Annotated in this window: 21 protein-coding genes, 1 pseudogene and 2 other annotated features; of the genes and pseudogenes, 18 read left to right on the forward strand and 4 right to left on the reverse strand. The window is 31.1% G+C overall.

The annotated features are described in order from the left end of the window. Window positions 1-155: 155 nt before the first annotated feature. Together CLCOS_RS00550 and CLCOS_RS00555 are read right to left on the reverse strand one after the other, a co-directional pair. Complete coding sequence (locus CLCOS_RS00550) at window positions 156-341, reverse strand: hypothetical protein (protein WP_013236858.1); 186 nt, start codon at window positions 339-341, stop codon at window positions 156-158. A 12-nt stretch (window positions 342-353) separates the two neighbouring features. Then, window positions 354-596, reverse strand: coding sequence for a hypothetical protein (locus tag CLCOS_RS00555; protein ID WP_013236859.1), 243 nt, complete (start codon window positions 594-596; stop codon window positions 354-356). A gap of 180 nt (window positions 597-776) precedes the next feature. On the opposite strand from CLCOS_RS00555, the gene CLCOS_RS00560 reads away from it, so the two are divergent. The 13 genes and pseudogenes from CLCOS_RS00560 to CLCOS_RS00620 all read left to right on the forward strand — a co-directional run bounded on the left by CLCOS_RS00560 (window position 777) and on the right by CLCOS_RS00620 (window position 13,162). Further along, on the forward strand, window positions 777-1,352 hold the full coding sequence (locus CLCOS_RS00560) for a nucleoside recognition domain-containing protein (RefSeq protein ID WP_013236860.1): 576 nt from the start codon (window positions 777-779) through the stop codon (window positions 1,350-1,352). A gap of 25 nt (window positions 1,353-1,377) precedes the next feature. Next, window positions 1,378-1,896, forward strand: a complete 519-nt coding sequence (locus CLCOS_RS00565) for a spore maturation protein (RefSeq protein WP_013236861.1) — start codon at window positions 1,378-1,380, stop codon at window positions 1,894-1,896. A 93-nt stretch (window positions 1,897-1,989) separates the two neighbouring features. Then, the gene (locus CLCOS_RS00570; RefSeq protein WP_013236862.1) at window positions 1,990-2,568 is read left to right on the forward strand and encodes a uracil-DNA glycosylase; all 579 of its coding nucleotides are present in this window, start codon (window positions 1,990-1,992) and stop codon (window positions 2,566-2,568) included. 22 nt (window positions 2,569-2,590) lie between these two features. Continuing rightward, window positions 2,591-2,829, forward strand: a binding site (T-box leader). An 85-nt stretch (window positions 2,830-2,914) separates the two neighbouring features. Further along, window positions 2,915-4,852, forward strand: a pseudogene (gene metG, locus CLCOS_RS00575) (methionine--tRNA ligase); the annotation flags it as partial. A gap of 250 nt (window positions 4,853-5,102) precedes the next feature. Further along, on the forward strand, window positions 5,103-5,879 hold the full coding sequence (locus CLCOS_RS00580; RefSeq protein ID WP_063601706.1) for a TatD family hydrolase: 777 nt from the start codon (window positions 5,103-5,105) through the stop codon (window positions 5,877-5,879). A 325-nt stretch (window positions 5,880-6,204) separates the two neighbouring features. Beyond that, window positions 6,205-7,245 carry a 3D domain-containing protein gene (locus tag CLCOS_RS00585; RefSeq protein ID WP_013236865.1) on the forward strand — a complete coding sequence of 347 codons (1,041 nt, stop codon included), beginning with the start codon at window positions 6,205-6,207 and terminating at the stop codon, window positions 7,243-7,245. 270 nt (window positions 7,246-7,515) lie between these two features. After that, window positions 7,516-8,079: a ribonuclease M5 gene (gene rnmV, locus CLCOS_RS00590; protein ID WP_063601707.1), complete on the forward strand. Its 564-nt coding sequence runs from the start codon at window positions 7,516-7,518 to the stop codon at window positions 8,077-8,079. Next, on the forward strand, window positions 8,072-8,914 hold the full coding sequence (gene rsmA / locus CLCOS_RS00595) for a 16S rRNA (adenine(1518)-N(6)/adenine(1519)-N(6))-dimethyltransferase RsmA (protein WP_013236867.1): 843 nt from the start codon (window positions 8,072-8,074) through the stop codon (window positions 8,912-8,914). Before rnmV ends, rsmA begins: the two co-directional genes overlap by 8 nt. 98 nt (window positions 8,915-9,012) lie before the next feature. Next, window positions 9,013-10,317, forward strand: coding sequence for a hypothetical protein (locus tag CLCOS_RS00600; protein WP_063601708.1), 1,305 nt, complete (start codon window positions 9,013-9,015; stop codon window positions 10,315-10,317). A gap of 27 nt (window positions 10,318-10,344) precedes the next feature. After that, window positions 10,345-10,917: a hypothetical protein gene (locus CLCOS_RS00605; protein ID WP_242866948.1), complete on the forward strand. Its 573-nt coding sequence runs from the start codon at window positions 10,345-10,347 to the stop codon at window positions 10,915-10,917. A gap of 180 nt (window positions 10,918-11,097) precedes the next feature. Then, on the forward strand, window positions 11,098-11,955 hold the full coding sequence (locus tag CLCOS_RS00610; RefSeq protein ID WP_242866949.1) for a hypothetical protein: 858 nt from the start codon (window positions 11,098-11,100) through the stop codon (window positions 11,953-11,955). 63 nt (window positions 11,956-12,018) lie between these two features. Continuing rightward, the gene (locus tag CLCOS_RS00615; RefSeq protein WP_063601710.1) at window positions 12,019-12,867 is read left to right on the forward strand and encodes an Mrp/NBP35 family ATP-binding protein; all 849 of its coding nucleotides are present in this window, start codon (window positions 12,019-12,021) and stop codon (window positions 12,865-12,867) included. 106 nt (window positions 12,868-12,973) lie between these two features. Then, window positions 12,974-13,162 carry a ferredoxin gene (locus tag CLCOS_RS00620; protein ID WP_013236872.1) on the forward strand — a complete coding sequence of 63 codons (189 nt, stop codon included), beginning with the start codon at window positions 12,974-12,976 and terminating at the stop codon, window positions 13,160-13,162. A 101-nt stretch (window positions 13,163-13,263) separates the two neighbouring features. Here CLCOS_RS00620 and CLCOS_RS00625 read toward each other — a convergent pair whose 3' ends face one another. Beyond that, entirely contained in the window at window positions 13,264-13,449 is a 186-nt protein-coding gene (locus CLCOS_RS00625) for a hypothetical protein (RefSeq protein WP_063601711.1), read from the reverse strand. 235 nt (window positions 13,450-13,684) lie between these two features. On the opposite strand from CLCOS_RS00625, the gene CLCOS_RS00630 reads away from it, so the two are divergent. From CLCOS_RS00630 to CLCOS_RS00640, 3 genes are read left to right on the forward strand one after another with little or no spacing between them, the layout of a single operon-like run. Then, complete coding sequence (locus CLCOS_RS00630; protein WP_063601712.1) at window positions 13,685-15,790, forward strand: anaerobic ribonucleoside triphosphate reductase; 2,106 nt, start codon at window positions 13,685-13,687, stop codon at window positions 15,788-15,790. Window positions 15,791-15,835: 45 nt separating this feature from the next. Then, window positions 15,836-16,345, forward strand: coding sequence for an anaerobic ribonucleoside-triphosphate reductase activating protein (gene nrdG / locus CLCOS_RS00635; RefSeq protein ID WP_063601713.1), 510 nt, complete (start codon window positions 15,836-15,838; stop codon window positions 16,343-16,345). A gap of 50 nt (window positions 16,346-16,395) precedes the next feature. Further along, window positions 16,396-16,761 (forward strand): ArsR/SmtB family transcription factor, encoded by a 366-nt coding sequence (locus CLCOS_RS00640; RefSeq protein WP_063601714.1) that lies wholly within the window; start codon window positions 16,396-16,398, stop codon window positions 16,759-16,761. Between the two features lie 487 nt (window positions 16,762-17,248). Here the strand turns inward: CLCOS_RS00640 and CLCOS_RS00645 are convergent, their stop codons facing one another. Continuing rightward, window positions 17,249-17,881, reverse strand: a complete 633-nt coding sequence (locus CLCOS_RS00645; protein ID WP_063601715.1) for an MBL fold metallo-hydrolase — start codon at window positions 17,879-17,881, stop codon at window positions 17,249-17,251. A 153-nt stretch (window positions 17,882-18,034) separates the two neighbouring features. Here CLCOS_RS00645 and CLCOS_RS00650 point away from each other — a divergent pair, with 153 nt between their 5' ends. Further along, window positions 18,035-19,846: an N-acetylmuramoyl-L-alanine amidase gene (locus CLCOS_RS00650; protein ID WP_063601716.1), complete on the forward strand. Its 1,812-nt coding sequence runs from the start codon at window positions 18,035-18,037 to the stop codon at window positions 19,844-19,846. A 77-nt stretch (window positions 19,847-19,923) separates the two neighbouring features. Further along, window positions 19,924-20,158 (forward strand) — a binding site (T-box leader). Window positions 20,159-20,264: 106 nt separating this feature from the next. Beyond that, window positions 20,265-23,372, forward strand: a complete 3,108-nt coding sequence (ileS, locus tag CLCOS_RS00655; protein WP_063601717.1) for an isoleucine--tRNA ligase — start codon at window positions 20,265-20,267, stop codon at window positions 23,370-23,372. Window positions 23,373-23,522 lie beyond the last annotated feature (150 nt).

The following is a 23,522-nucleotide window of genomic DNA, read 5'->3' on the forward strand; positions in this document are numbered from 1 at the left end:
GAATAACCACCTTCACCACGCTGATAAGCTTCAATTACTTTCTTTTTAAATTCAAAACTATATTTTGCCAATAAAAAACCAACCTCCAATCGTTAGATTTTAGGTCTAACTTTTGGGGGTCGGTTCACAATGATGATTAGATAGTGTTTTTTTATTTAAATAATTCCTTCACTTTTTAGTATATTTTCCAATTCGTTTACTTTGTCGTAAAGAAGATGAAATTTGTCTTTCAATACCTGATTCTGTGAGCTGTCGCTTACTATGGCCTTTTCCAAACTTTCAATAACTGACAGAGCTTCGTCGATATCTCGTTGAGCCAAATTTAAAGTGTTTTCTTTCATTAATAATTCTCCTTAATTTAATATATTTTTTATTTTTGATAAATCTTCATCTTCTACAAATGGTGCACAAAATTGAAAAGTTTTTTCATGGCCGCATTCTGAACATACACAATTACAAATATCGTAGGGGATACCATCAACTATGGATACATTTGAATTTTCAGCTAAATATTCTCCTCCACATATTTCACAGGGAGTATCATTTATAACTAGATATTCACTTTCTATATATTTCATTATATCTCTAATGGTCATTATTAACCTCCAATTTAAAAATTATCACAACATAAATGGTAACACTATTAAAGGGGATTTTCAATGATTTCATCTCTATAAAATCCATCTGCTTATAGGTAATTTTATATTCTTATTATCATATATTAGTTATATGATAAATATTTGTATATTTTGGATTATAGGGGGAGTGGTTATATTGTGATAAACATTATATGGTTTTTTATTTTAGCTTTTGGAATAGGGTTTGGAATATTATCTGGAAGGGGAGAGGCAGTGTCTAAGTCTATTATAGCTTCTTCAGATGCTTCAGTAAAACTTATGATAAGTCTTTTGGGAATAATGTGTCTCTGGTGTGGAGTAATGAAAATAGCAGAGAAAAGTGGCCTTATGAATAAAATAGCAAGTTTAATGAGACCCATTTTGAAAGTTTTGTTTAAGGATGCCTCTAAAGATGAAAGAGCTATAGGACCAATAGTTATGAACTTAACTGCTAATATGATGGGATTATCTAATGCAGCCACTCCTTTTGGAATAAAAGCTATGGATCAGCTTAGTAATCTCAATAAAAAGAAAGAAGAAGCAAGTGATGATATGGCGCTTTTTTTAGTTTTAAATGCAGCTTGCATACAGCTTGTTCCAACTACAGTTATATCCATAAGAGCGGCAATGGGATCTAAAAATCCTGCAGAAACAATAATACCAGCCATAATTACAACTACTATATCTGCAGTAGTAGGAGTAGTATGTTGTAAAATTCTCCAGAGGTATTTTTAACTTTATTTAAAAGGAGTAGAGTAGTGTGAAGTACATAATAAAAGCTATAATACCAATAATTATTATATTTATGGTTACCTATGGTCAAATGAAAAAAGTTAGAGTATATGAATGTTTTGTAGAAGGAGCCAAGGAAGGGATAGATATATGTATTAAGATATTTCCATACCTACTAGCTATGATAATAGCAGTAGGAGTTTTTAGAGAATCTAAAGCTTTAGATTACTTTATAGGATTTGTAAAGCCTGTAGTAAAATTTATAGGACTTCCTCCTGAAGTAGTACCTCTTGTGCTTGTAAAGCCATTATCAGGCAGTGGAGCTCTTGGAATATTTGCTGAAACTTTAAGCAAATTTGGACCAGATAGTTACATAGGTAGAATTTCTTCTATAATTATGGGTTCTACGGAAACCATATTTTATACTCTTACAGTTTATTTTGGAGCGGTTGGTATAAAAAAAATAAGGCATACCCTCTGGGCAGCAGTAATGGCAGATATAACTGCAATAATCACAGCAGTTATAGTAACTAGAATTATGTTTTAATTGAAAATTGGTATGAAATTTTATATTTTACCTTATAATAATTAGTTGTATAATATATAGTATAATTCATAATTATTCGGGATGTGAGTTAAGTTGTTAAGGTGGAAAGAGCTCTATGAAGAATGTTTAAGTTGTTCTAAATGTAGTTTAGGAGATAACAGAACTAATATGGTTTTTGGAGATGGAAATCCTAAGGCACATATCATGTTTATAGGAGAAGCACCAGGAGCAGATGAGGATAGAACGGGAATACCTTTTGTAGGTAGGGCAGGTCAGCTTTTGACGAAAGCTCTTCTTGCTCTGGATTTACATAGAGAAAGAGATTACTACATATGTAATATTTGCAAGTGCAGACCCAAGAACAATAGGACACCTTATGAAGAAGAAGAAAAAGCTTGTATTCCTTATTTAAGAAATCAAGTAGCACTTGTAAGGCCCAAAATAATAGTTTGTCTTGGTGCAACTGCCATGGGATGTATATTGGGAAAGGAATGGAGAATTACAAGAGATAGGGGAAAGTGGATTGAAAGAAAAGGCTTTTATATGACTGCAACTTTTCATCCTTCAGCAGTTTTGAGAGATGCGAATAAAAAAGCTGCATTTTGGGAAGATTTAAAAAGTATAAAAGAGAAAAATGAAGAAATTTTTCAAACAAAAAATGTTGACACATAAAATTATATGACATATTATATTGTTAAATACTGTGAAGGAAAGAGTAGTAAATTAGTTTGCACAAAGAGAGTCGGCAGATTTTGGTGAGAGCCGAATGCAATGAAATTTATGAATATGGCTCTAGAGTATATCGCTTGAAATAATAGTAGAGTGGTACGGTAGTAACCGTTACATTACAAGGTAATGAATAGTTACTTAATGATGCTTTTATTGTGAAGTAAAAGTAAAGTAGAGTGGTAAAGCGTAATTTACGCCTCTATGTGGAAAAAATTTTTCCATATGGGGGTTTTTTTATATGAAAAAATAATTAGAAATACAATAAAACTAGAAGAAAAAGGGAGAGAAAAACATGACCAAGAAAACTTATTATATTACTACGCCAATTTATTATCCATCTGCAAAACTTCATATAGGAAACACCTATACTACTGTAGCAGCAGATGCTCTTGCAAGATTTAAAAGGCTTACAGGTTATGATGTTATGCTTTTGACAGGAACAGATGAACATGGACAGAAGATTCAGAGGTTAGCTGAAGCAAAGGGTGTTACTCCTATAGAATATGTAGACGAAATAGTGGCTGGAATTAAAAAGTTGTGGGATATGATGAATATAAGCTATGACAAGTTTATACGAACTACAGAGGACTACCATGTTAAGGCAGTTCAAAAAATATTTAAGAAATTGTATGATCAAGGTGATATATATAAGGGAAGTTATGAAGGGTTATATTGTACACCTTGTGAATCCTTTTGGACAGAAACCCAAGCAGCAGACGGTAAGTGTCCTGATTGTGGAAGGCCAGTAGAAAAAACTAAAGAAGAAGCATATTTCTTTAAAATGTCAAAATATGCGCCTAAACTTATAAAGTATATTGAGGATCATCCTGACTTTATACAGCCTGAATCTAGAAAAAATGAAATGTTAAATAACTTCTTAAGGCCTGGACTCCAGGATTTGTGTGTTTCTAGGACATCTTTTAATTGGGGAATACCTGTAACTTTTGATGAAAAACACGTGATATATGTTTGGATAGATGCTCTTGCAAATTATATAACAGCTCTTGGATATGGCAGTAAAAATGAAGAATTGTATAATAAGTATTGGCCGGCAGATGTACATCTAGTTGGTAAAGACATACTGAGATTTCATACGATTTATTGGCCTATAATGCTTATGGCATTGGGACTTTCTGTTCCTAAAAAGGTATTCGGACATGGATGGCTTTTGGTAGATGGGGGAAAAATGTCAAAGTCGAAGGGAAATGTAGTAGATCCTGTAGTTTTAGTAGATAATTTTGGTGCAGATGCTGTTAGATATTATCTATTGAGAGAAATACCATTTGGTTCAGATGGATTGTTTAATAATGAAATATTTATAAAAAGAATTAATGCAGATTTAGCTAATGATTTGGGAAACTTGTTATCTAGAACTTGTGCTATGGTTGAAAAATATTTTGATGGAGTAGTACAAGAACCAACAAAAAAAGAGCAAATTGATGATGAACTTATAAAGTTAGCATTAGAAACTCCTGAAAAAGTAGAAAAGAATATGAATGATTTAAGAATACCAGAAGCTTTAGATAATATATGGGATCTTATAACTAGATCAAATAAATATATAGATGAAACTACACCATGGATATTAGCTAAAGATGAGTCTAAAAAAGATAGGCTTGGAACAGTGCTTTACAATCTTTTAGAGTCACTTAGAATAATATCTATATGTGTTTCTCCATATTTACCTGAAACAAGTGCTAAAATGTATAAACAACTTAATACAAACGTTGTTTCCTGGGATAGTATAACTTCTTTTAATGGAACCAAGGCTGGAACAAAGATAAGCAAGGGAGAACTATTATTTCCTAGAATAGATGTAGATAAAAAAATAGAGGAGTTAAATAAATTAAAAGAAGAAAAAAAAGCAGCACAGAATTCCAATGAAAAATCTTTAAAAAAACAAATAACTATAGATGATTTTGATAAAATAGATTTAAGAGTTGCTAAAGTTTTAAAATGTGAAAACATAAAAGGATCCAATAAACTACTTAAATTTCAACTTCAAATGGGAAAGGAACAGAGGCAGGTAGTTTCAGGAATTGCAAAGTATTATAAGCCAGAAGAGCTTGTGGGCAAATATGTAGTATTTGTAGCAAATTTAAAACCTGTAAAATTGAAAGGCGAAATTTCAGAAGGAATGATATTATCTGCAGCTTCAGATGATGATAGTAAATTATCCATACTATCACTTTCTGATGAGATCCCAAGTGGAAGCACAGTAAGGTAATGTGAATTTTATGTAATTCAACTTTGGAACATAAGAAATTTTGATTTAATATAAAAAGTTGCAAAGCAAAGCTTTTGAAAATAACAAAGTTCAAATAGCAAAGAACAGATAAAGATAATTTCCCTCGTACCTCAGGAAATCTATAATTTAAATATTTTCTGATGTTAGAAAGAAAATTATCCTTATTTGATATTTGAACTTTGAACTTTGTTCTTTAAAAAAATTTAAAATTAGGTTAGGAGAAAATCATATGGAACTGAACATATTTGATGCCCATGCGCATTATGATGATGAAGAATTTGACGAAGATAGGGACAAAGTAATAGAAGAGTTGAAAAAAAACAATATAGTTGGAGTATTAAATTGTGGGTCTTCTATTGAAGGAGCTAGAGCATCTGTTAAATTAGCGGATAAACATGATATGTTTTATGCAGCAGTAGGAGTGCATCCTGAATATTCAGACATATTTACTGATGATATATTAGAAGAATTAAAAATTTTAGCTAAAAATAAAAAAGTAAAGGCAATTGGGGAGATAGGGCTTGACTATTATTACAAAGAAAATCCTCCGAAAGAAGTACAAAAAGCTGTATTTATAAAGCAGATGAAATTAGCGGATGAATTAAAATTACCAGTAATTATACACGATAGGGAAGCTCATGAAGATACTTTAAATATAGTAAAACAGTTTAAGAATGTTATTGGAGAAATACATTGTTTTTCTGGAAGTGTTGAAATTGTAAGGGAATTTTTAAAATTAGGATATTACATAGGATTTACAGGGGTAGTAACTTTCAAAAATGCAAAGAAAGTTGTTGAAGTTGCAAGGGAAGTACCCTTTGATAGAATTTTAGTTGAGACAGATTGTCCCTATATGGCTCCGGTTCCTTTTAGAGGAAAGAGAAATAGATCTGAATATATAAAATTTATTATAGCTAAAATAGCTAAAATCAAAGGCGTAGAGGATAGTAAAATAAGCCAATTAACAATTTTTAACATGAAACAGTTGCTTAATATGGTAAAATAGTGTAAAATTAAAGAGAGGTTTTATTAAATCTATTTTTAGTAATAAAAAAACATTTAACAGCATAATTTATATAATAGGCACTTTAAACCACCAAAAAATAGCATAGACTGTAAGTTGAGTAGGGAACTCTAATTAGTAGATTTAATGCGAGTTATTTACTCATGAAGTATAATATCGGAATCATAAATAATTATTTTATTTATAGTTTTATGCACAAGGCTGCATTTAACATTTTATAACAGTCTTAATGCAGAGTGATATTTGACATGATTTTGGGTTCCATTTATAATGGAGTATGTCGCTCTCGCCCAGAGGAGGTATTTTTATGGTGGAAAAGTTTAAGACTTACTTGAAAAAATATTTTCCAATTGGCCTTAGAGTAGAAATTATTGCAGTTGTAATTTTATCTGTTTTAATCGGAGTAATATTTAGTACAAGAAAGACAATAGTTGTTTCAGTAGATGGAAGAAGTAAGAAGATTACCACGTTTTGTAGTACCTATAGAAAAGTTCTTGATAATAGTGGAATTAGCATAGGGCCTAAGGATAAAGTGAAGCCTAGTCTAGACAGTAGGGTGGAGAATAACACCACGTTGAAAATCAAAAGAGTAGTAAAAGTTAAAGTAGAAGCTGACAATAAAAAGTTGAATTTAGAGTCTGCCGAGGATAATGTTGAAGATATGTTAAAGGCAGAAAAGATAGGAATTTCAAAACTTGATATAGTATATCCATCCAGGAAGCATGAGTTGAAAAAAGGAATGAATGTAGTAGTGACTAGGGTTAAAACAAAAGACATAAAAGAGGACAGACCTATAAACTATGACACAATTTTGAAAAGTGACGAGCAGGTTGAAAATGGAACTAAAAAGGTTGTGCAAGAAGGACAAAATGGAGAGAAGGAGACTGTGACTAGGGTTGTATACCAAAATGGTAAAGAGGTTTCGAAAAAAGTAATTAGCGAAATCATAAAAAAGCAGCCGGTACAAAAAGTTATAGCCATAGGAACATTGACTAATTATACTCCGTCTAGAGGAACTAATCTTAACTATGTTGAATCACTGCAAATGAGGGCAACTGCATATACTGCAGATTATGCCAGTACAGGTAAGAATCCTGGAGATCCAGCATTTGGTATAACTGCATCTGGCACTGTAGCCAGGAGAAATAATGGAGATTATAGCTCAGTAGCAGTTGATCCTAGAGTAATACCACTTGGTACGAAGCTTTATATAGAAGGTTATGGTTATGCTATAGCAGAAGATACAGGTGGAGCTATCAAGGGAAATAGATTAGATTTATTTTTTGATTCTAGCTCAGAAGTAGACAACTGGGGTGTAAGATGGGTTAATGTTTATGTAATTAGGTAGGAGCATATGCTCCTATTTTTTCTTTTAATTTTATGAAAATACTTTCGAGTATAAGTATAAGGTATCTATTATCTATAATAAGGCATTTTCAAAGAAATAACTAGTCAGTATGCTAGCCTATTTTTTATCATACTGCGTCGGTAGAACCCTTAGATAGGATTCACTATCTGCGGAACCTGCCTCCTTGTCTGATAAAAAATATTCGTCGCATCTTTGACTTGTTATTTTATTTCAAATGCCTAATAGATTTAATAAAATAGGAGGACATTTATGATTAAGGAAGTAATAGTGGTTGAAGGAAGAGATGATATAACTGCAGTTAAAATGGCGGTTGATGCTCAGCTTATAGCTGTAGGGGGTTTTGGAATAAATAAAAAAATTATAGATAAAATAAAAGAAGCTCAAAAAAGACAGGGCGTCATAGTGCTTACGGATCCAGATTTTGCAGGAAATAAAATAAGACAGATTATATCTAAAAGGGTAAAGGGAATAAAGCATGCTTATATATCTCAGAAAGATGGTATAAAAAATGGAGATATTGGGGTTGAAAATGCTTCCCCAGAAACTATAATAAAGGCTTTAAAAAATGCCAAGTATGAGGTAAAGGAAAAAAGAGAGGAATTTGAAATAAGTGATATGGTGTTCTTTGGTTTGACAGGAAAATCAAATTCCAAGGCGAAGAGGGATATGATGGGAAAAGAACTTGGAATAGGATATTGTAATACTTCTCAGTTTTTAAATAGACTAAATGATTATGGAATAACAAAAGAGGAATTTAAAAAGGCTATAAGTAAAGTAAATAATATAATAGACAAGGAGAAGTACAATGAATGATTTATCTACTGCAGATGTAGTAAAAAAATATGGATTTAAATTTTCAAAAAGTTTAGGGCAAAATTTTTTAATAGACAATACAGTATTGGATGACATAGTAAATAGTGCTGATATAAGTAAAGAGGATTTTATTATAGAAATAGGACCTGGAGTGGGAACTTTAACAAGAGAACTTTTAAAAAAAGCAGGTAAAGTATGTGCTATTGAATTGGATTCAGATTTAATTCCAATTTTAAAGGAAGAACTAAAGGACTTTAAAAATTTTGAGTTGATACATAAAGATGCGCTTAAAATAGATTTTAATAAAATAATAGATGATGAAAAAAATGTGAAAATTGTTGCAAATTTACCTTACTATGTTACAACTCCTATTATTACACGACTGCTGAATGAAAACTACAATTTTAAAACTCTTACTATAATGATACAAAAAGAAGTGGGTGAGAGAATCTCATCAGAACCTAATTGCAAACAATATGGAGCACTTTCGATTCTAGTGCAATATTATTGCGATGTTGAAGTAATAAGAAAAGTAAGTCCTTTATCGTTTATTCCAAGGCCGAAAGTGGAATCTATAGTTATAAAGTTAACCAAACTTGATGAACCTAGAGTTAAGGTGAAAGATAAAAAATTATTTTTTAAGGTAGTAAGATGTTCATTTAATATGAGAAGAAAAACTCTCTGGAATGCTGTAAAGACCTTAAAAGTTCCTAAAGAAGATATGGAAGCTGCTTTTAAAAAAGCTGAAATTGATGAAAAGAGAAGGGGCGAAACGCTATCTATAGAAGAGTTTGGAAGACTATCTGATTGTATATATGACATATGTATACATTAAAATGCGACATGTTTTTGAAGATAAGTTAAAACTATTTGTTCACTTTTTGAAAGTTATCTCATATATTATAATGAATATAATATATGGAGGTATAGAAGTTGGCACAAAAAAAGAGTTATAGTAGATATTTTATAATATTACAAGAAGATGAAAAAGGATACTCTTTAGCTTCTGACAAAATTGCTTCAGGATATGCAAAGTTGGAGATGAAAAATGATAAGTGTAAAATATCTTATTATGTACAAAATTTAAAAAAAGAAAAAACACCCTATTACATGATGTTAATATGTAATAAAAAAGATATAAAAAATATAATCAAAATTGGTGAAATGAACATAGATGATTATGGAAGAGCAGATATAAGTTATGAATATGCTGCAAATGATGTAGCAGGAAGTGGTATAGCTATGGATAAGGTGTCAGGAGCTGCTATAGTGAGAATGGTGGATGATAACATAATATCTGTAATGAGCGGGTTTGCAAGTACGGAAATACCTGAGTGGAAAGCATTTCCCGTATCTCAAAATAAAAATAAAGATTTAGAAGAAACCGAAGTAAGTGAAATAGAAAAATCTGAAAAAACTGAAACAAAGAGTGTGTTTGATCAGTATGAGGATATTATAGAGAAAGCCAAAGAAGACGAAGAAGAAGTTAAAGAAAATATAGAAATAGAAGAAAAAGATTCGTATAGAGAAGAACAAGAAGAAGAGCAAGAGGAATCTGAGGAAGTTAATAAATCGGAAAGTGAAGAACAAAATAAGGAAGTTCAAGTAGATGCTGAAGTGATGGAAGAAGAGATTATCGAAGATAACTCAAAATCTAATGATACAGGAAAAAATGAAGACAGAAACATAAATTCTAAAGAAGATAGAAATAATGATAGCTCAATATATGTGGATGAATCCCGACTACGATGCCATAAAAAATTAAACTTAAATAGATGTCAGAGAGAATGTGAAAAAGATAATGTATCTAGAAGTTATCCTAAAGGTCCAGAAGGAAAGTTTTTTACACAACTTATGAGTGGCTTTAAAGAAATAAAAGATATAAATAAGGAATTAAAAAGGTGTGTATGGAATAAGGTACCTGTAAGTTCTATGGATGATATGTATAATATAACTGATTATAATAAATATTCTTATATATATTATCCTATGGTAGGATATTATCCATATATAAAAAAATATAATTATTATCTAGCAGGTTATAAATGTGATAAAAATGACAGGGTAAAATATTTGATATATGGAATTCCGGGAACTAAAAGCAGAAAGGATCAGCCTTACGGAGGAAAATCTGGATTTGTTACATGGATACCCCTAAAGGATAAAGACACGATGGGCCATTGGCTTATGTTTTATGACTTTAGAGCAAATACTATAGTAATACCTGTTAGAAAGTAATATTGGTCACTTATTATGAGATTAATAGTGATAGATAAAAAAAAAATTGGGGTTACTATAATTATAATAGGACTTATGATAGTGCTTTTAGGACTTGAAAAAAATTTTGATATGAGGTTAAAGTTTACAGCTCTTATTCAAAATAATATGGAATCTCTTACTCAATATAAAGGTCTGGAAGGCAGGTTACTATATAAGCTGCCATCACGATGGACCTGTAGAAATCAGGACACATTTGGAGATGAAATATTATATCATAGTGATTTTAAGAGTGATGACAATGCCATAAATGGTTTTGTAGAAGTATGGAATTTAAAAGGTGACTTAAAATTATTTTTACAAAATAGCAAGAGTATATCCGAAAAACAAAATTTGTACAAAGAGTATTCTATAAAACAAATTTGTATGAATGGCAGAAAAGGATATTTACTTAAGTATACAATTACAAAGGAAATCGGAGATAGTTATAAGTGTATAGAATACTTTACAGAAGAAGGAAAACAATTTTGCAGATTTTCTTTTTTTGTAAAAGAATCAAATTTCAAAGAAAACATGCCTACTATATTTGAGGTTATTGTTAAAACTTTAGAATATAATTAGAAAATATAAGGTTTATCCCCTTCAGGTTTATTATATGAAAGGGGATTTTTTTATACTAATTATGGTATAATAATCATAGATTTCATTAAGATAGAAAGGGGTGAGAATCCCTCGCTGTATACTAGAATGTATTTGTAAATATAATTTTTGCATATTAAATTCTTAAAAATTCTGCAGTGGGTGAAAACATTGGACAAGATTACCAAAAAAAGATTAAATATATTTATAATATCCTGCATTTTAATACCTGTAACCTTATTGTGTGGGTGTAGTAAATTGGATCAATTAAAAGTTAAGGCAGGTTTAAAAAATTCGGATTTTGAATATATGAAACAGCAGGGAAAAGTTAAACAGATAATTATTCAAAATACAAGGGATCAGGGATTTAAATTTGTAGTTACTGATCAAAGTACCATTAAAAATTTGTACGATATACTATCTTCTGCTAAAAAAGTATCAAAAAAATCATCATTGGATCCTGATTATGTATTCGAAATAGATGAAGGGAACAATAAAGTTCACAAGTTTAGTTATATAGCAGGACTTGATAAGAAAGATTTAGGAAATCTCTATAGCAAAGGTCAAGTATATATAGTATCAAATAGAATAGACAACGATATGATAAATAATTTTTGGAATACAAGGATGCCGCCAAGTGACTTTAAATCTGTGTACTATGGGTCCATAATGGATACGTTAAATAAATATTTTAGTGAAAAGGATAAAACTAAGAAAATAGGAATAAATTTAAAAGATGATATAGAGGCACAAAGATTTATACTTTCCACTGAACAGGAAGAATTTAAATCAGATCTTACTAGTAAATTTAAAAATGCGAACATTGGGAATAATGATGAAGATAATTATGATGTGTGGGCAACAATAAAGACAGAAGGTTATAAATCCACATTGTATAAAATGACTGTTACACTTTTTGACAGACAAAATCAAAGTGAGAAGGTTTATTATGTACAGGATACATACAGCAGTGGCGGATGGAACAAGAGCATATCGGAAAATAAGCCTAATGGTTTTTAAAAATATAGGAAATGTTGATTAAAATTTAATGTGGATTAACTATATAAAAGGAGGAGAAATGATTTGAGTAATTGTGATGGTTGTTCAAGTAAATCAAAGTGCAGTAAAGAGGATAAAGGTGGATGTAAATACATATTGCCTAAGTATGGGAATGTAAAGCATATAATAGGTATTATGAGTGGAAAAGGTGGAGTAGGTAAGTCTACAGTTACGGGAATAATGGCATCAAAATTAAGAAACTCTGGATATAAGGTGGGAGTACTTGATGGAGATATAACAGGTCCATCTATGCCTAGATTTTTTGGAATAAACGATAAAAGGGCGGATATACTACAAGTGGGGGAAAGTGAAGAAATAAAGTTTTCTCCAGTAGAATCTTCTTCGGGAATAAAAGTTATATCCTTAAATCTTTTGACAGAAGAGGAAGAACAACCTGTTATATGGAGAGCACCTATGATAACAGGAGTGTTAAAACAGATGTATTCAGATACAAGTTGGGGAGAATTAGATTATTTGCTTATAGATATGCCTCCAGGTACTGGAGATGTAGCTCTTACTGTAATGCAGGAAATTCCAATGGAAGGTGTTATAATAGTATCTACTCCTCAGGATATGGTATCTATGATAGTAAAAAAGGTTGTTATAATGGCAGAAGACCTAAATGTAAATATATTAGGTGTAGTAGAGAATATGTCCTATGTTAAATGTGGAAAATGTGGTGAAAAAGTAAGGCTATTTAGTGAAAATTCAGCGAAAGAACAAGCTGATTATCTTGGATTAGAACTTCTTGCTGAAATGCCCATAAATTCTGATTTGGTAAAAAATATGGAAGCTAAGAAGGCAGAAGAATACATATCAAAATCATTGGAATATAATGATTTACTTAATAACTTTATAAAAAAATTAAAGTAGAAATTATTATAATAAGCATTATTTTTGGGATAATATAAAGTGTACTTTAAAGTAACTAATTATATAGCGAGGAGTGAAAACTTGTTATTAATAACAGGGAAATAGTATGAAAGCTGTAGTTGATAAAGACACTTGTATAGGATGTGGGCTATGTCCAAGTATATGTCCGGAGGTTTTTCAGATGGATGATGACGAAAAAGCTAAGGCAATTGAAGATAATGTCCCAGGAGAAACAGAGGACGCTGCGAAAGATGCAGAGGACAGTTGTCCTGTTTGCGCTATTAAGGTAAATTAAGAAAAGGGGATTGTGTAAAAAATTACATAATCCCCTAAACTTTCAAAAACTATTTGTGATAATAATGTACCACAGTTTTTCACACAGCATATCAATTAGGGTTAAAACAAAACTGGATGCTGTTTATACTTGTCATTTAATGTAATTTCAGATATTGGATGGATATTTATTCTATCACCTATTTTAGAATCGGGTGGTAAATGAGTAGCTCCCACATTAGCAGTAGTACCATCCTGAAAACTTACAAGTGCGTCTGTAATATTCATATCAATTATTTTTCCGATCATGAAAGTCCTCCTAAAGATAAGATTATATATGTTATTTTTATCTGCATTTTTAAATATTATTCCTAGAAATTTTATCTTATAGGTATTTGATGCATTTCAATTAAAAAGTGTGATTTATAGGTTTTTATAGGTTTAAAGTAAAAATAAAGCTCAATTTATAAATTGCTTTTTTATATATGGCAAGGTATAATAATCAAGTCGTTTATACAATATATAGTAGTTGGGAGGAAAGTATATGCTACATGTTGTGAAAAGAGATGGTAGAAGGGTTCCCTTTGATTCCATTAAGATAACCAATGCCATAAAAGGATCTTGTGATGAAATAGGTTTTGATTTAAAAGAAAGTGAATTTATTGATTTAACTCAAAAGGTTACAGAAAATATAGAAAATCTTAATCTTAAGGAAGTAAATGTAGAAGATATACAAAATATAGTTGAAGAAGTACTTATGAGGAAAGGCTATGTTAAAATTGGACTAGCTTATTCAAATTATAGAAGAGAACGAAATGATATAAGGGAAATAAAGTCTGATCTTATGAAGGCTATTGATAAAATAGGAGTTCAAACAGACAGGGACAATGCAAATGTTGGAAATAACTTTAGTGCCAAGCTCTTGAGGATTGCCAGTGAGTCTAATAAGTGGCATAATTTAGCTACTATGCCTAAACATTTAGCTAAGGCTCATGAAAATGGTGACATATATTATCATGATTTAGATTCTTATAACTTAACTGTAAATTGTCTTCATATACCAACAAAGGAAATGCTTTTAGATGGATTTAATACAGGATATGGAAATATAAGGACTCCTAAGAGAATAGAATCTGCTGCAGAACTTTCTTGTATATTACTGCAGTCAGCACAAAATGATATGTTTGGTGGACAGTCTCACCCAGACTTTGATAATGATATGGCCATTTTTGTTGAACCTACAAGAAAGGAAATATTAAAGAACCTCAGGGAAATGGGAGTAGAAGAGGAAAAAATAAAAGATATCTCTGAAAAGAAATTAAGAAGAAGTATAGAACAGGCCATGCAGGGAATAATCTACAATCTTAATACCATGCACTCTAGGGCAGGATCACAGGTACCTTTTAGCTCACTAAATATAGGTATACCAACCTCAAAGGATGCAGCTCTTGTATGTGAGGTATTTTTGACGGAATATGAAAAAGGACTTGGAAGAGGAGAACAACCTATATTTCCTAATATAATATTTAGAGTTAAAAAAGGTGTAAATAAGAATCAGGAAGATCCTTATTATTATTTATTTAAAATTGCATGTAGGGTAGCTTCAAAGAGAATGAATCCTACTTTTATGAATTTAGATGCTGATTTTAATAAAGCATATTATGATAAAGGTGTAATACCTGCAACTATGGGATGCCGTACATATGTCTGTTCAAATGTAAATGGAGATCCAGGGGTAAAAGGTAGAGGTAATATAGCTCCTGTTACTATTAATTTACCTAGGCTTGGAATTTTATCTAAGGGAAATGTAAGTAAATTTTTTGGATTATTACAAGGAAAGTTAGAGTTAGCAAAGGAATCTTTAATGCATAGATATGGTATTCTAAAGAGGCTCAGAGTTAAAGATTTACCTTTTGTAGCAGGTCAGAAACTTATGAAAGGTGCGGAAAACTTAAAGTCAGAAGATTCGATAGAACCAATATTGAAGCAAGGTACTTGGGCTATTGGGTTTATAGGACTTGCTGAAACATTAATTGCATTAACTGGGAAACATCATGGTGAGGATGAGAGTTCAAGGGAACTTGGGATAAAGATAATTACATATATAAGAAATTATACAGATAAACTTATAGAGGAAACACATTTAAATTGGAGTTGCTATGCTACACCAGCTGAAGGCTTAAGTGGAAAGTTTATAGTACATGATAAGAAGATATTTGGAGAAATACCTGGAGTTACAGACAAAGAGTATTATACTAATTCCTACCATATACCTGTAGGATATCCAATATCTATAAAAGACAAAATTGATATAGAGGCTCCTTATCACAAACTTTGTAATGGAGGTCACATAAGTTATATAGAAGTTGATGATTATCCATCGGAAGAGGTTGTTAAAAGTATAATTGACTATGCCTACGATAATACAAATATAAGTTATATAGGGATAAACTTTCACATAAGATATTGTAAAGAATGTGGAACCTATATGCACGGGGAAGATGTCTGCCCTAAATGTGGAAGCAACAATATACAGGGTATATCAAGGGTTACAGGATATCTATCTTTAGATGAAAGATTTGGAGAAGGTAAGACAGCAGAAAGAAGGGATAGAATATCCCAGGGAAGTAACAAACATGTATATTGCTAAAGCTCAGTAGTTAATTAAGCCATGCATAAGAAGGAGGAAAAATCAATGGGTTGCAAAAAAATTAGATTGGCAGGTATTGCATATGAGAGCCTAGTTAATGGCCCTGGAATGAGACGGGTATTTTTTGCCCAGGGATGTAGACATAATTGTAAAGGATGTTTTAACCCATCTACCCATGATTTCAAAGGCGGTCAGCTAAAAGATATAGATAAACTGGTTTGTGATATTAAAGATAATCCTATGGTAAGTGGAGTTACATTTTCAGGTGGTGACCCATTTGAACAACCTGAAGAATTTGCATACATGGCTGATAAAATTAAAGAATTAAATTTAAATATATGGTGTTATACAGGGTACACTTTTGAATCTATAGTTAATGGCTCGGATATGGCAAAGAAATGTCTTTTAAATAATGTAGATGTGCTAGTGGATGGAAAATTTGAAGAGAACAAAAAAGATACAAAATTAAAATTTAAAGGATCCAGTAATCAGAGAATTATTGATGTAAAGAAAAGTTTAGATTCCAATGATGTAGTAGTATTGACTTTTAGTTGAAAAACTTTAGCTAAATATATTATAATACTTCATGACGAGGAGTTGATAATATGAATAACAATTCGGAAATTGAAGTTTGCTCTTGTACTGAAATTCACAAGGATTGCATAGAATGTGTCAGAAAAAGTATGTTGGATGAAAAGACTTTTATGGATTTATCAGCACTTTTTAAAGTGTTGGGGGATTATACAAGAATTAAGATTATATATGCATTATTTAAAAAGGAATTATGTGTTTGTGATATTACAGAAATACTTCAAATGAGTCAGTCCGCAATATCTCATCAACTTAGAATTTTAAAGACTGCAAGGCTAGTTAAGTTTAGAAGAGAGGGAAAGTCGGTGTATTATTCCCTAGATGATGAACATATAAATAAGTTGATTAATGCAGGATTAGAGCATGTAGAACATAATTAGAGTGTAGTTATATAAGGCTTATAAGCAAAAAATCAACTTATACTTCGGATATTTTTTACAATCTTCAGCTCAGTTAAATATTTTGATAAGTCTAAGGGAAAAATTTAAAAAAATACTGAGAACTTTTGAAAACTCGTACCTCAAACAGTTCAAAAGTTCTAGATTTTTTAAAAATTTTTACCTAAGACTTATATACAAAATATTTAAAAGAGCTTCTCTATTGTAAAAATATGCCTGCGTATAAGTTGATTTTTTAGTTATAAAATCTTATAAAAAGTTTTTTCAGTAATGAACTTTGTAAGTATACTCCTGTATGCGATGGGGGATAAGCACTGCTGCACGCCTGGATAAGGTCTTCCCACCTAAAGAATAATATATTCTAAGTGCTAAAGACACTAAGAGTACTGTTAATAAGATTTAGATGGAGAAAAGGTATTCCTTATAAGCAGACTCCACCTGAAACTAAGAATCACTTGATATTAGTAAGTTACTTAAAGTTAAGAATTTTAACTAGATTAAAATCTTCAGGTTTGTGATCTAGAGTTAATGTATTGCTTTCAATTCTTTCTGTATTTTTCATATATTTAAGAAATTTTTCTAATCCATCTAATTCAAAAGTTAACTGAGAAGTTTTATAATGCATTGGAATTATTATGTGGCTATTGATGGATTTTGCAAGTTCAGCAGCCTCTTTTCCATCTATAGTAAAATTTCCTCCTATGGGAATCAAAAGCACATCTATGGATCCTAAACTTTTTATCTCTTCTGGAGATAATACATATCCAACATCTCCAAGATGACATATCCTATAATCATCCATTTCAATGATAAATATTATATTTTCACCTCGTTTTGCACCTTTAACTTTATCGTGATAAGAAGGTATGCCATAAATAGGTATGTCACATAGGTTAAAAGCGCCTATTTTATTTATAATATGTTTGTAGTTTATTTTTTCCGTATAACAGTGGTCAAAATGATTGTGGCTTATTGTAACTACATCAACATCTCCTTCAAAAACCTTATAGCCTACAGTTTTGTCAAAAGGATCTGTTAAAAGTTTTCTACCTTTTGAATCTTCAAATAGGAAACTTGAATGACCCAACCATCTTATTTTCATAGAATATCGCCCCTTTGTAAAATATGTTTTGGTTATTTTGAATTAATATGTTAAAATAACAATTTTTAATTACAAAATTCTTATTTTTTATAATATAATTATAATAGTATATGTTACACTAATGCAATTATTCTGCTGAATGGGGGTCATTATTTGAAGATTACAAGAATTTCTATGATGATATTATTAAGTCTTATATTTGTATTAATTGTGTTTGCAAAAGGAAATACTGTACATGCAATTAATTATAGCGGAATTACTATAGGAAATGATGTGGAAACCAATAAATCTTGGAATATAAAGTTCAACATGAAATTAGACCAAAGTACAGTAAATGGTTCAAACATAGTGGTAACAGATAGTACAGGAAATGCTGTTCCTATATATTTGCAGGTTGAAAAGGATGGGATGGGAGTAGTAGTTACCCCTAAAAGCCAGTATACATATGGTAAAACCTATAATTTAATTGTAAAAAGTGGAGTAAAAGCTGTAAATGGGAAAAATCTGTCCAGCGAAGCTAAGGTGCAATTTGGAGTAAAATATAATCAAAGTGCTAATAACAAGTATACTGTTACAATTGATGCTGGCCATGGAGGAACTGATGCAGGAAATGTAAGTGAAGCAGGATTGAAAGAAAAAGATGTAGATTTGTCTGTGGCACTAAAAACTGGAAAAATATTAGAGCAAAATGGAGTAAACGTGGTTTACACTAGGAAAGATGATAATGTAACTTGGAATGATAGTACAAATTTACAAGCTCGTTTTGACATAGCAAATAACGCAAAATCAAATTTGTTTGTCAGCCTGCATGTTAATTGTTATACGGGAAGTGCCTCGGTGAATGGAATAGAAACTTATTATAGAGCTTCAAATGATTCTGCTAAAAATACGGCAAATAATATTCAAAGTGACTTAATAAGTTATACAGGACTGTCTAACAGAGGAATTAAAGAAGGGACAGCCCAGCATAAAATACTGATGGGAACTACAGCACCAGCTGTTATGGTTGAACTTGGATTCATGACTAATCCTAAGGAAAGCCAATTAATTGGAAGTGAAGATTTCCAAAATAAAAGTGCATCAGCTATTGCAAATGGAATTTTAAAATCTTTACCATCTCTTCAGGAAGAAAATACAGTAAACGTAAGTTCAATATCTAACTTATCAGATAGTATAATTGTAGGAAGTAAATATTCTTTACCAACTAGTGTACAAGCTACTATGAGTGATGGAACTAGTAAAAAAGTAAGTATTGTATGGAATTCAAACACCGTTGATACTTCTAAAGTAGGTATATTTACATACAAGGGAACTGCAGCAGGATACAGCAAAACGGTAACATTTACTTTAACTGTAAAAGCAAAACAAATAGATCCAATACCAGTAACACCAGCGGAAGGTGCACCTGTAATAGTTATAGATCCTGGTCATGGCATAGGTAGTGATGTAGGTTCAAATGGAAATGGATTTCAAGAGGATGATGTAACTTTAAGTGTTGGCTTAAAAGTTGGGAAAATACTGGAGTCCAAGGGAATCAAAGTAATTTATACTAGGACTACAGATGAGCGAAAAACAACCCCTTTAACTGTTACGGAAAGTCTTCAAAGACGATGTGACACTGCAAACAATGCAGGTGCAACCTATATGATTTCAATTCATACCAATGCTTTTGATGATCCAGCGGCAGAAGGAACTGAAACACTGTATTATACAGGAAGTGTAAAGGGAGAGAAAATGGCAGAGGCTATACAAGAAAGTTTGTCTAGTGCTCTTGGAACCTATAGCAGGGGACTTAAAGATGGAAGCTGGCTTTATATAGCAAAACATACTACTGCGCCAACGGTTTTAACAGAACTAGGGTTTCTTACAAATAAAAATGATGCGGGAATATTAGGAACTGATGGGGGTAGAAGTAAAGCTGCACAGGCTATAGCAAGTGCTATATTACAGGTTTTAGGAATATAATACAAAAAAATTGTCTAAAAAAATTGACAATAGAAAATTCATATAATATAATAAAAGGAAATTATATAGGTAGTAATTGAAAAACATTGAACAGGAAAAGTATTTAAGTTTGCTTCTATTTACAGAGAGTGGGAGAGTGCTGAAAACCCATAGAAAAGCTTAAAGAAAATCACCTGGGAGTTGAAGAATTGAACAGTATTTTTATAATCACTTTAGTAAATTCTTACGTAATTCTACGTTACAGAATAGAGTATGGTAGTACTTAAATTTATTACCCATAGGTGGTACAGCGAGTTAAACTTCGTCCTATTTGGATGAAGTTTTTTTATTGCGTATTTTTTAGTTTAAAAATTATATGGTGTATAAACATTGAAAAATAGTAAAAACTTAACAATGAGAATAGAAAGGGGTTATATCCATGTATAAAAAAATTGATAGTGATAAAAGTTTTGTACAGATGGAAAAGGATGTTTTAAAATTATGGCAAGATAAAAAAGTAGTTGAAAAAAGTTTTAAAGAAAATGAGGATGGTGAATACTTTACTTTTTACGATGGACCTCCAACTGCAAATGGCAAACCTCATATAGGACACGTTCTAACTAGAGTTATGAAAGATCTTATACCAAGATATAAGGTTATGAGGGGATATAAAGTATTGAGAAAAGCAGGTTGGGATACACATGGGCTTCCTGTTGAACTAGAAGTTGAAAAGAGTCTTGGAATTTCTGGAAAACCACAAATTGAAAAATACGGTGTAGAGGATTTTATAAAGAAATGTAAGAATAGTGTATTTACTTATGTAAGCCAATGGAAAGAAATGTCTGATAGGTTAGGATTCTGGGTAGACATGGATAATCCATATGTAACATATCACAATGATTACATAGAATCAGAATGGTGGGCACTTAAAAAAATATGGGAAAAAGATCTTTTATATAAAGGTCATAAAATAGTGCCATATTGTCCTAGATGTGGAACTGCACTTTCTTCCCATGAAGTTTCTCAAGGATATAAAGATGTAAAAGAGACATCAGTATATGTTAAATTTAAAATTAAGGGTCAAGATAAATACATAATTGCATGGACAACTACACCTTGGACACTTCCTAATAATATGGCATTAGCTGTAAATAAAAGCTATGACTATGTAGAAGTTCTTAATCAAGAACAACATTTAATACTAGCAGAAGCTATGTTAGAAAAGCTAGAGGGAGAATATGAAGTCTTAAGAAGGTTCAAGGGAGAAGAATTAGTTGGACTTGATTATGAACCAATCTTTAATTTCGCATCCTTTGAAGGAAAAGCACATTATGTTGTTCATGCAGACTATGTAACCTTAACAGAAGGTACTGGAATAGTTCATACAGCGCCTGCTTTTGGTGAAGATGATAGTATTACAGGAAAAAAATATAATATTCCTATGACAAATTCTGTAGATACTCAAGGAAGATATAAAGAAGAAGTTACTCCATGGAAAGGTCTTTTCGTAAAAGATGCTGATCCTAAAATAATAGAATATTTAAAAGAAAAAGGAATACTTTATAAGGCAGAAAAATTTACTCACTCCTATCCATTCTGCTGGAGATGTGATACTCCACTTTTATATTATCCAAGAGATACTTGGTTTATAAGAATGTCTCAAATGAGAGATAAACTAGTTAAAAATACTAATGATACAAACTGGTATCCTGATAATATAAGAACTGGTAGATTTGGAAACTTTGTTGAAGGAGTAATAGATTGGGGACTTAGCAGAGAAAGATATTGGGGTACACCTCTTCCAATATGGGAATGTGAATGTGGTCATAGAGAGTGCATAGGAAGTATTGAAGAATTAAAGGAAAAAGGAATAAATGTACCAGATGACATAGAACTTCATAAACCTTATATAGATAGAGTTAAGTTAAAGTGTCCTCATTGTGGAAAAGAAATGAAGAGAGTATCAGAAGTAATTGATTGCTGGTTTGATTCAGGTTCAATGCCTTTTGCACAGCATCATTATCCTTTTGAGAATAAAGAAGTTTTTGAGAAAAACTTCCCTGCACAATTTATATCTGAGGCAGTAGACCAGACTAGAGGATGGTTCTATACTCTTATGGCTATATCTACTGTAATGTTTGATAGAAGTCCATTTGAAAATTGTGTGGTTCTGGGACACGTTTTGGATAAACACGGATTAAAAATGTCAAAGCATAAAGGAAATGTTCTAAGTCCTTCTACTATTTTGGAAAATGAAGGAGCAGATGCAGCTAGATGGTATTTCTATACTGAAAGTGCACCATGGCTTCCATCTAGATTTTATGAAGAAGCAGTACAGGATAGTCAGAGAAAATTCTTAGGTACCCTATGGAATGTATATTCTTTTTATGTGCTTTATGCCGATTTAGATAATTTTAACCCTATGGATTATAAAGATTTTGTAAGTGAGAATGTAATGGATAAGTGGATAATCTCCAGATTGAATTCTCTTATAAAGCAAACTGAAGATCACTTAGATAATTATAGAATTACTCAAGCTGCTCAGAATATAGGAAACTTTGTAGATGAACTTTCAAACTGGTATGTAAGAAGAAATAGGTCAAGATTCTGGAGTCAAAAGTTAACAGATGATAAAATAGGAGCATATTTAACATTATATAAAGTACTAAATACTTTATGTTTGGTAGCTGCACCATTTGTACCATTTATGACAGAAGAAATTTATCAAAACCTTGTAGTAAATCTTGATAAGAATGCAGTAGAAAGTGTTCATTTATGTAAATGGCCAGAATATGATTCAAGTGCAGTAGATGATAAACTTGAGAAAGATATGGAAGAAGCTTATAAGATAGTTAAACTTGGAAGAAGTGCTAGAAACAGTGCTAATATAAAAAATAGGCAGCCTCTTTCTGAAATGCTTATAAGTGTAAATACTCTTCCTGAATATTATGGAGATATAATAAAGGATGAATTGAATATTAAAAATATAGTTTTTAATGCAGATTTATCAAAGTATGTCAACTTTAGTATAAAACCAAATTTACCTGTATTAGGTAAAAAATATGGTAAATTAATACCAAAAATAAAGAATGAAATATCATCCATGAATCAAATGGAATTGGCACAAAAGATAAATGACAAGGAAACCGTAAAGATAAATATATCAGAGTCAGAAATAGAGTTAAATTCAGATAACTTACTTATTACAATGGAAGGCTTAGAGGGATTTGCATTTGCAGGAGAAGGAAGCACTGGAATTGTTTTAGAAACCGCAATTACAGAAGAACTTAGAGAAGAAGGAAATTTGAGAGAGATTTTAAGCAAAGTTCAAAATATGAGAAAAGAAAGTGGCTTCGAAGTTGCAGATAAGATAAATCTATACATTTCAGGTAATGAAAAACTTGAAGCGGTAGTGAAAAAGTTTGATGAAAGAATAAAAAAAGAAACTCTTTCTATGGATGTTATTTATAATGCCAATAGAGAATATAATAATTGTAACATTAATGGAGAAAAACTAGATATTGCAATGGAAGTAGTAAATAAATAAAGCAATTAGTAAATATGCTAATCACTAATTTTAAATATATATTTATTTTAAAGTTAGTGATTAGTTTTAATTGGATATATGAAATATTGTAAATTAGCTTGTAATAAGTTAATTTTATAAGTATAATTATTAAAAAAGTAATTGGTAGGT

Source organism: Clostridium coskatii, from assembly GCF_001675205.1.
Classification (GTDB): Bacteria; Bacillota; Clostridia; order Clostridiales; family Clostridiaceae; genus Clostridium_B; species Clostridium_B ljungdahlii.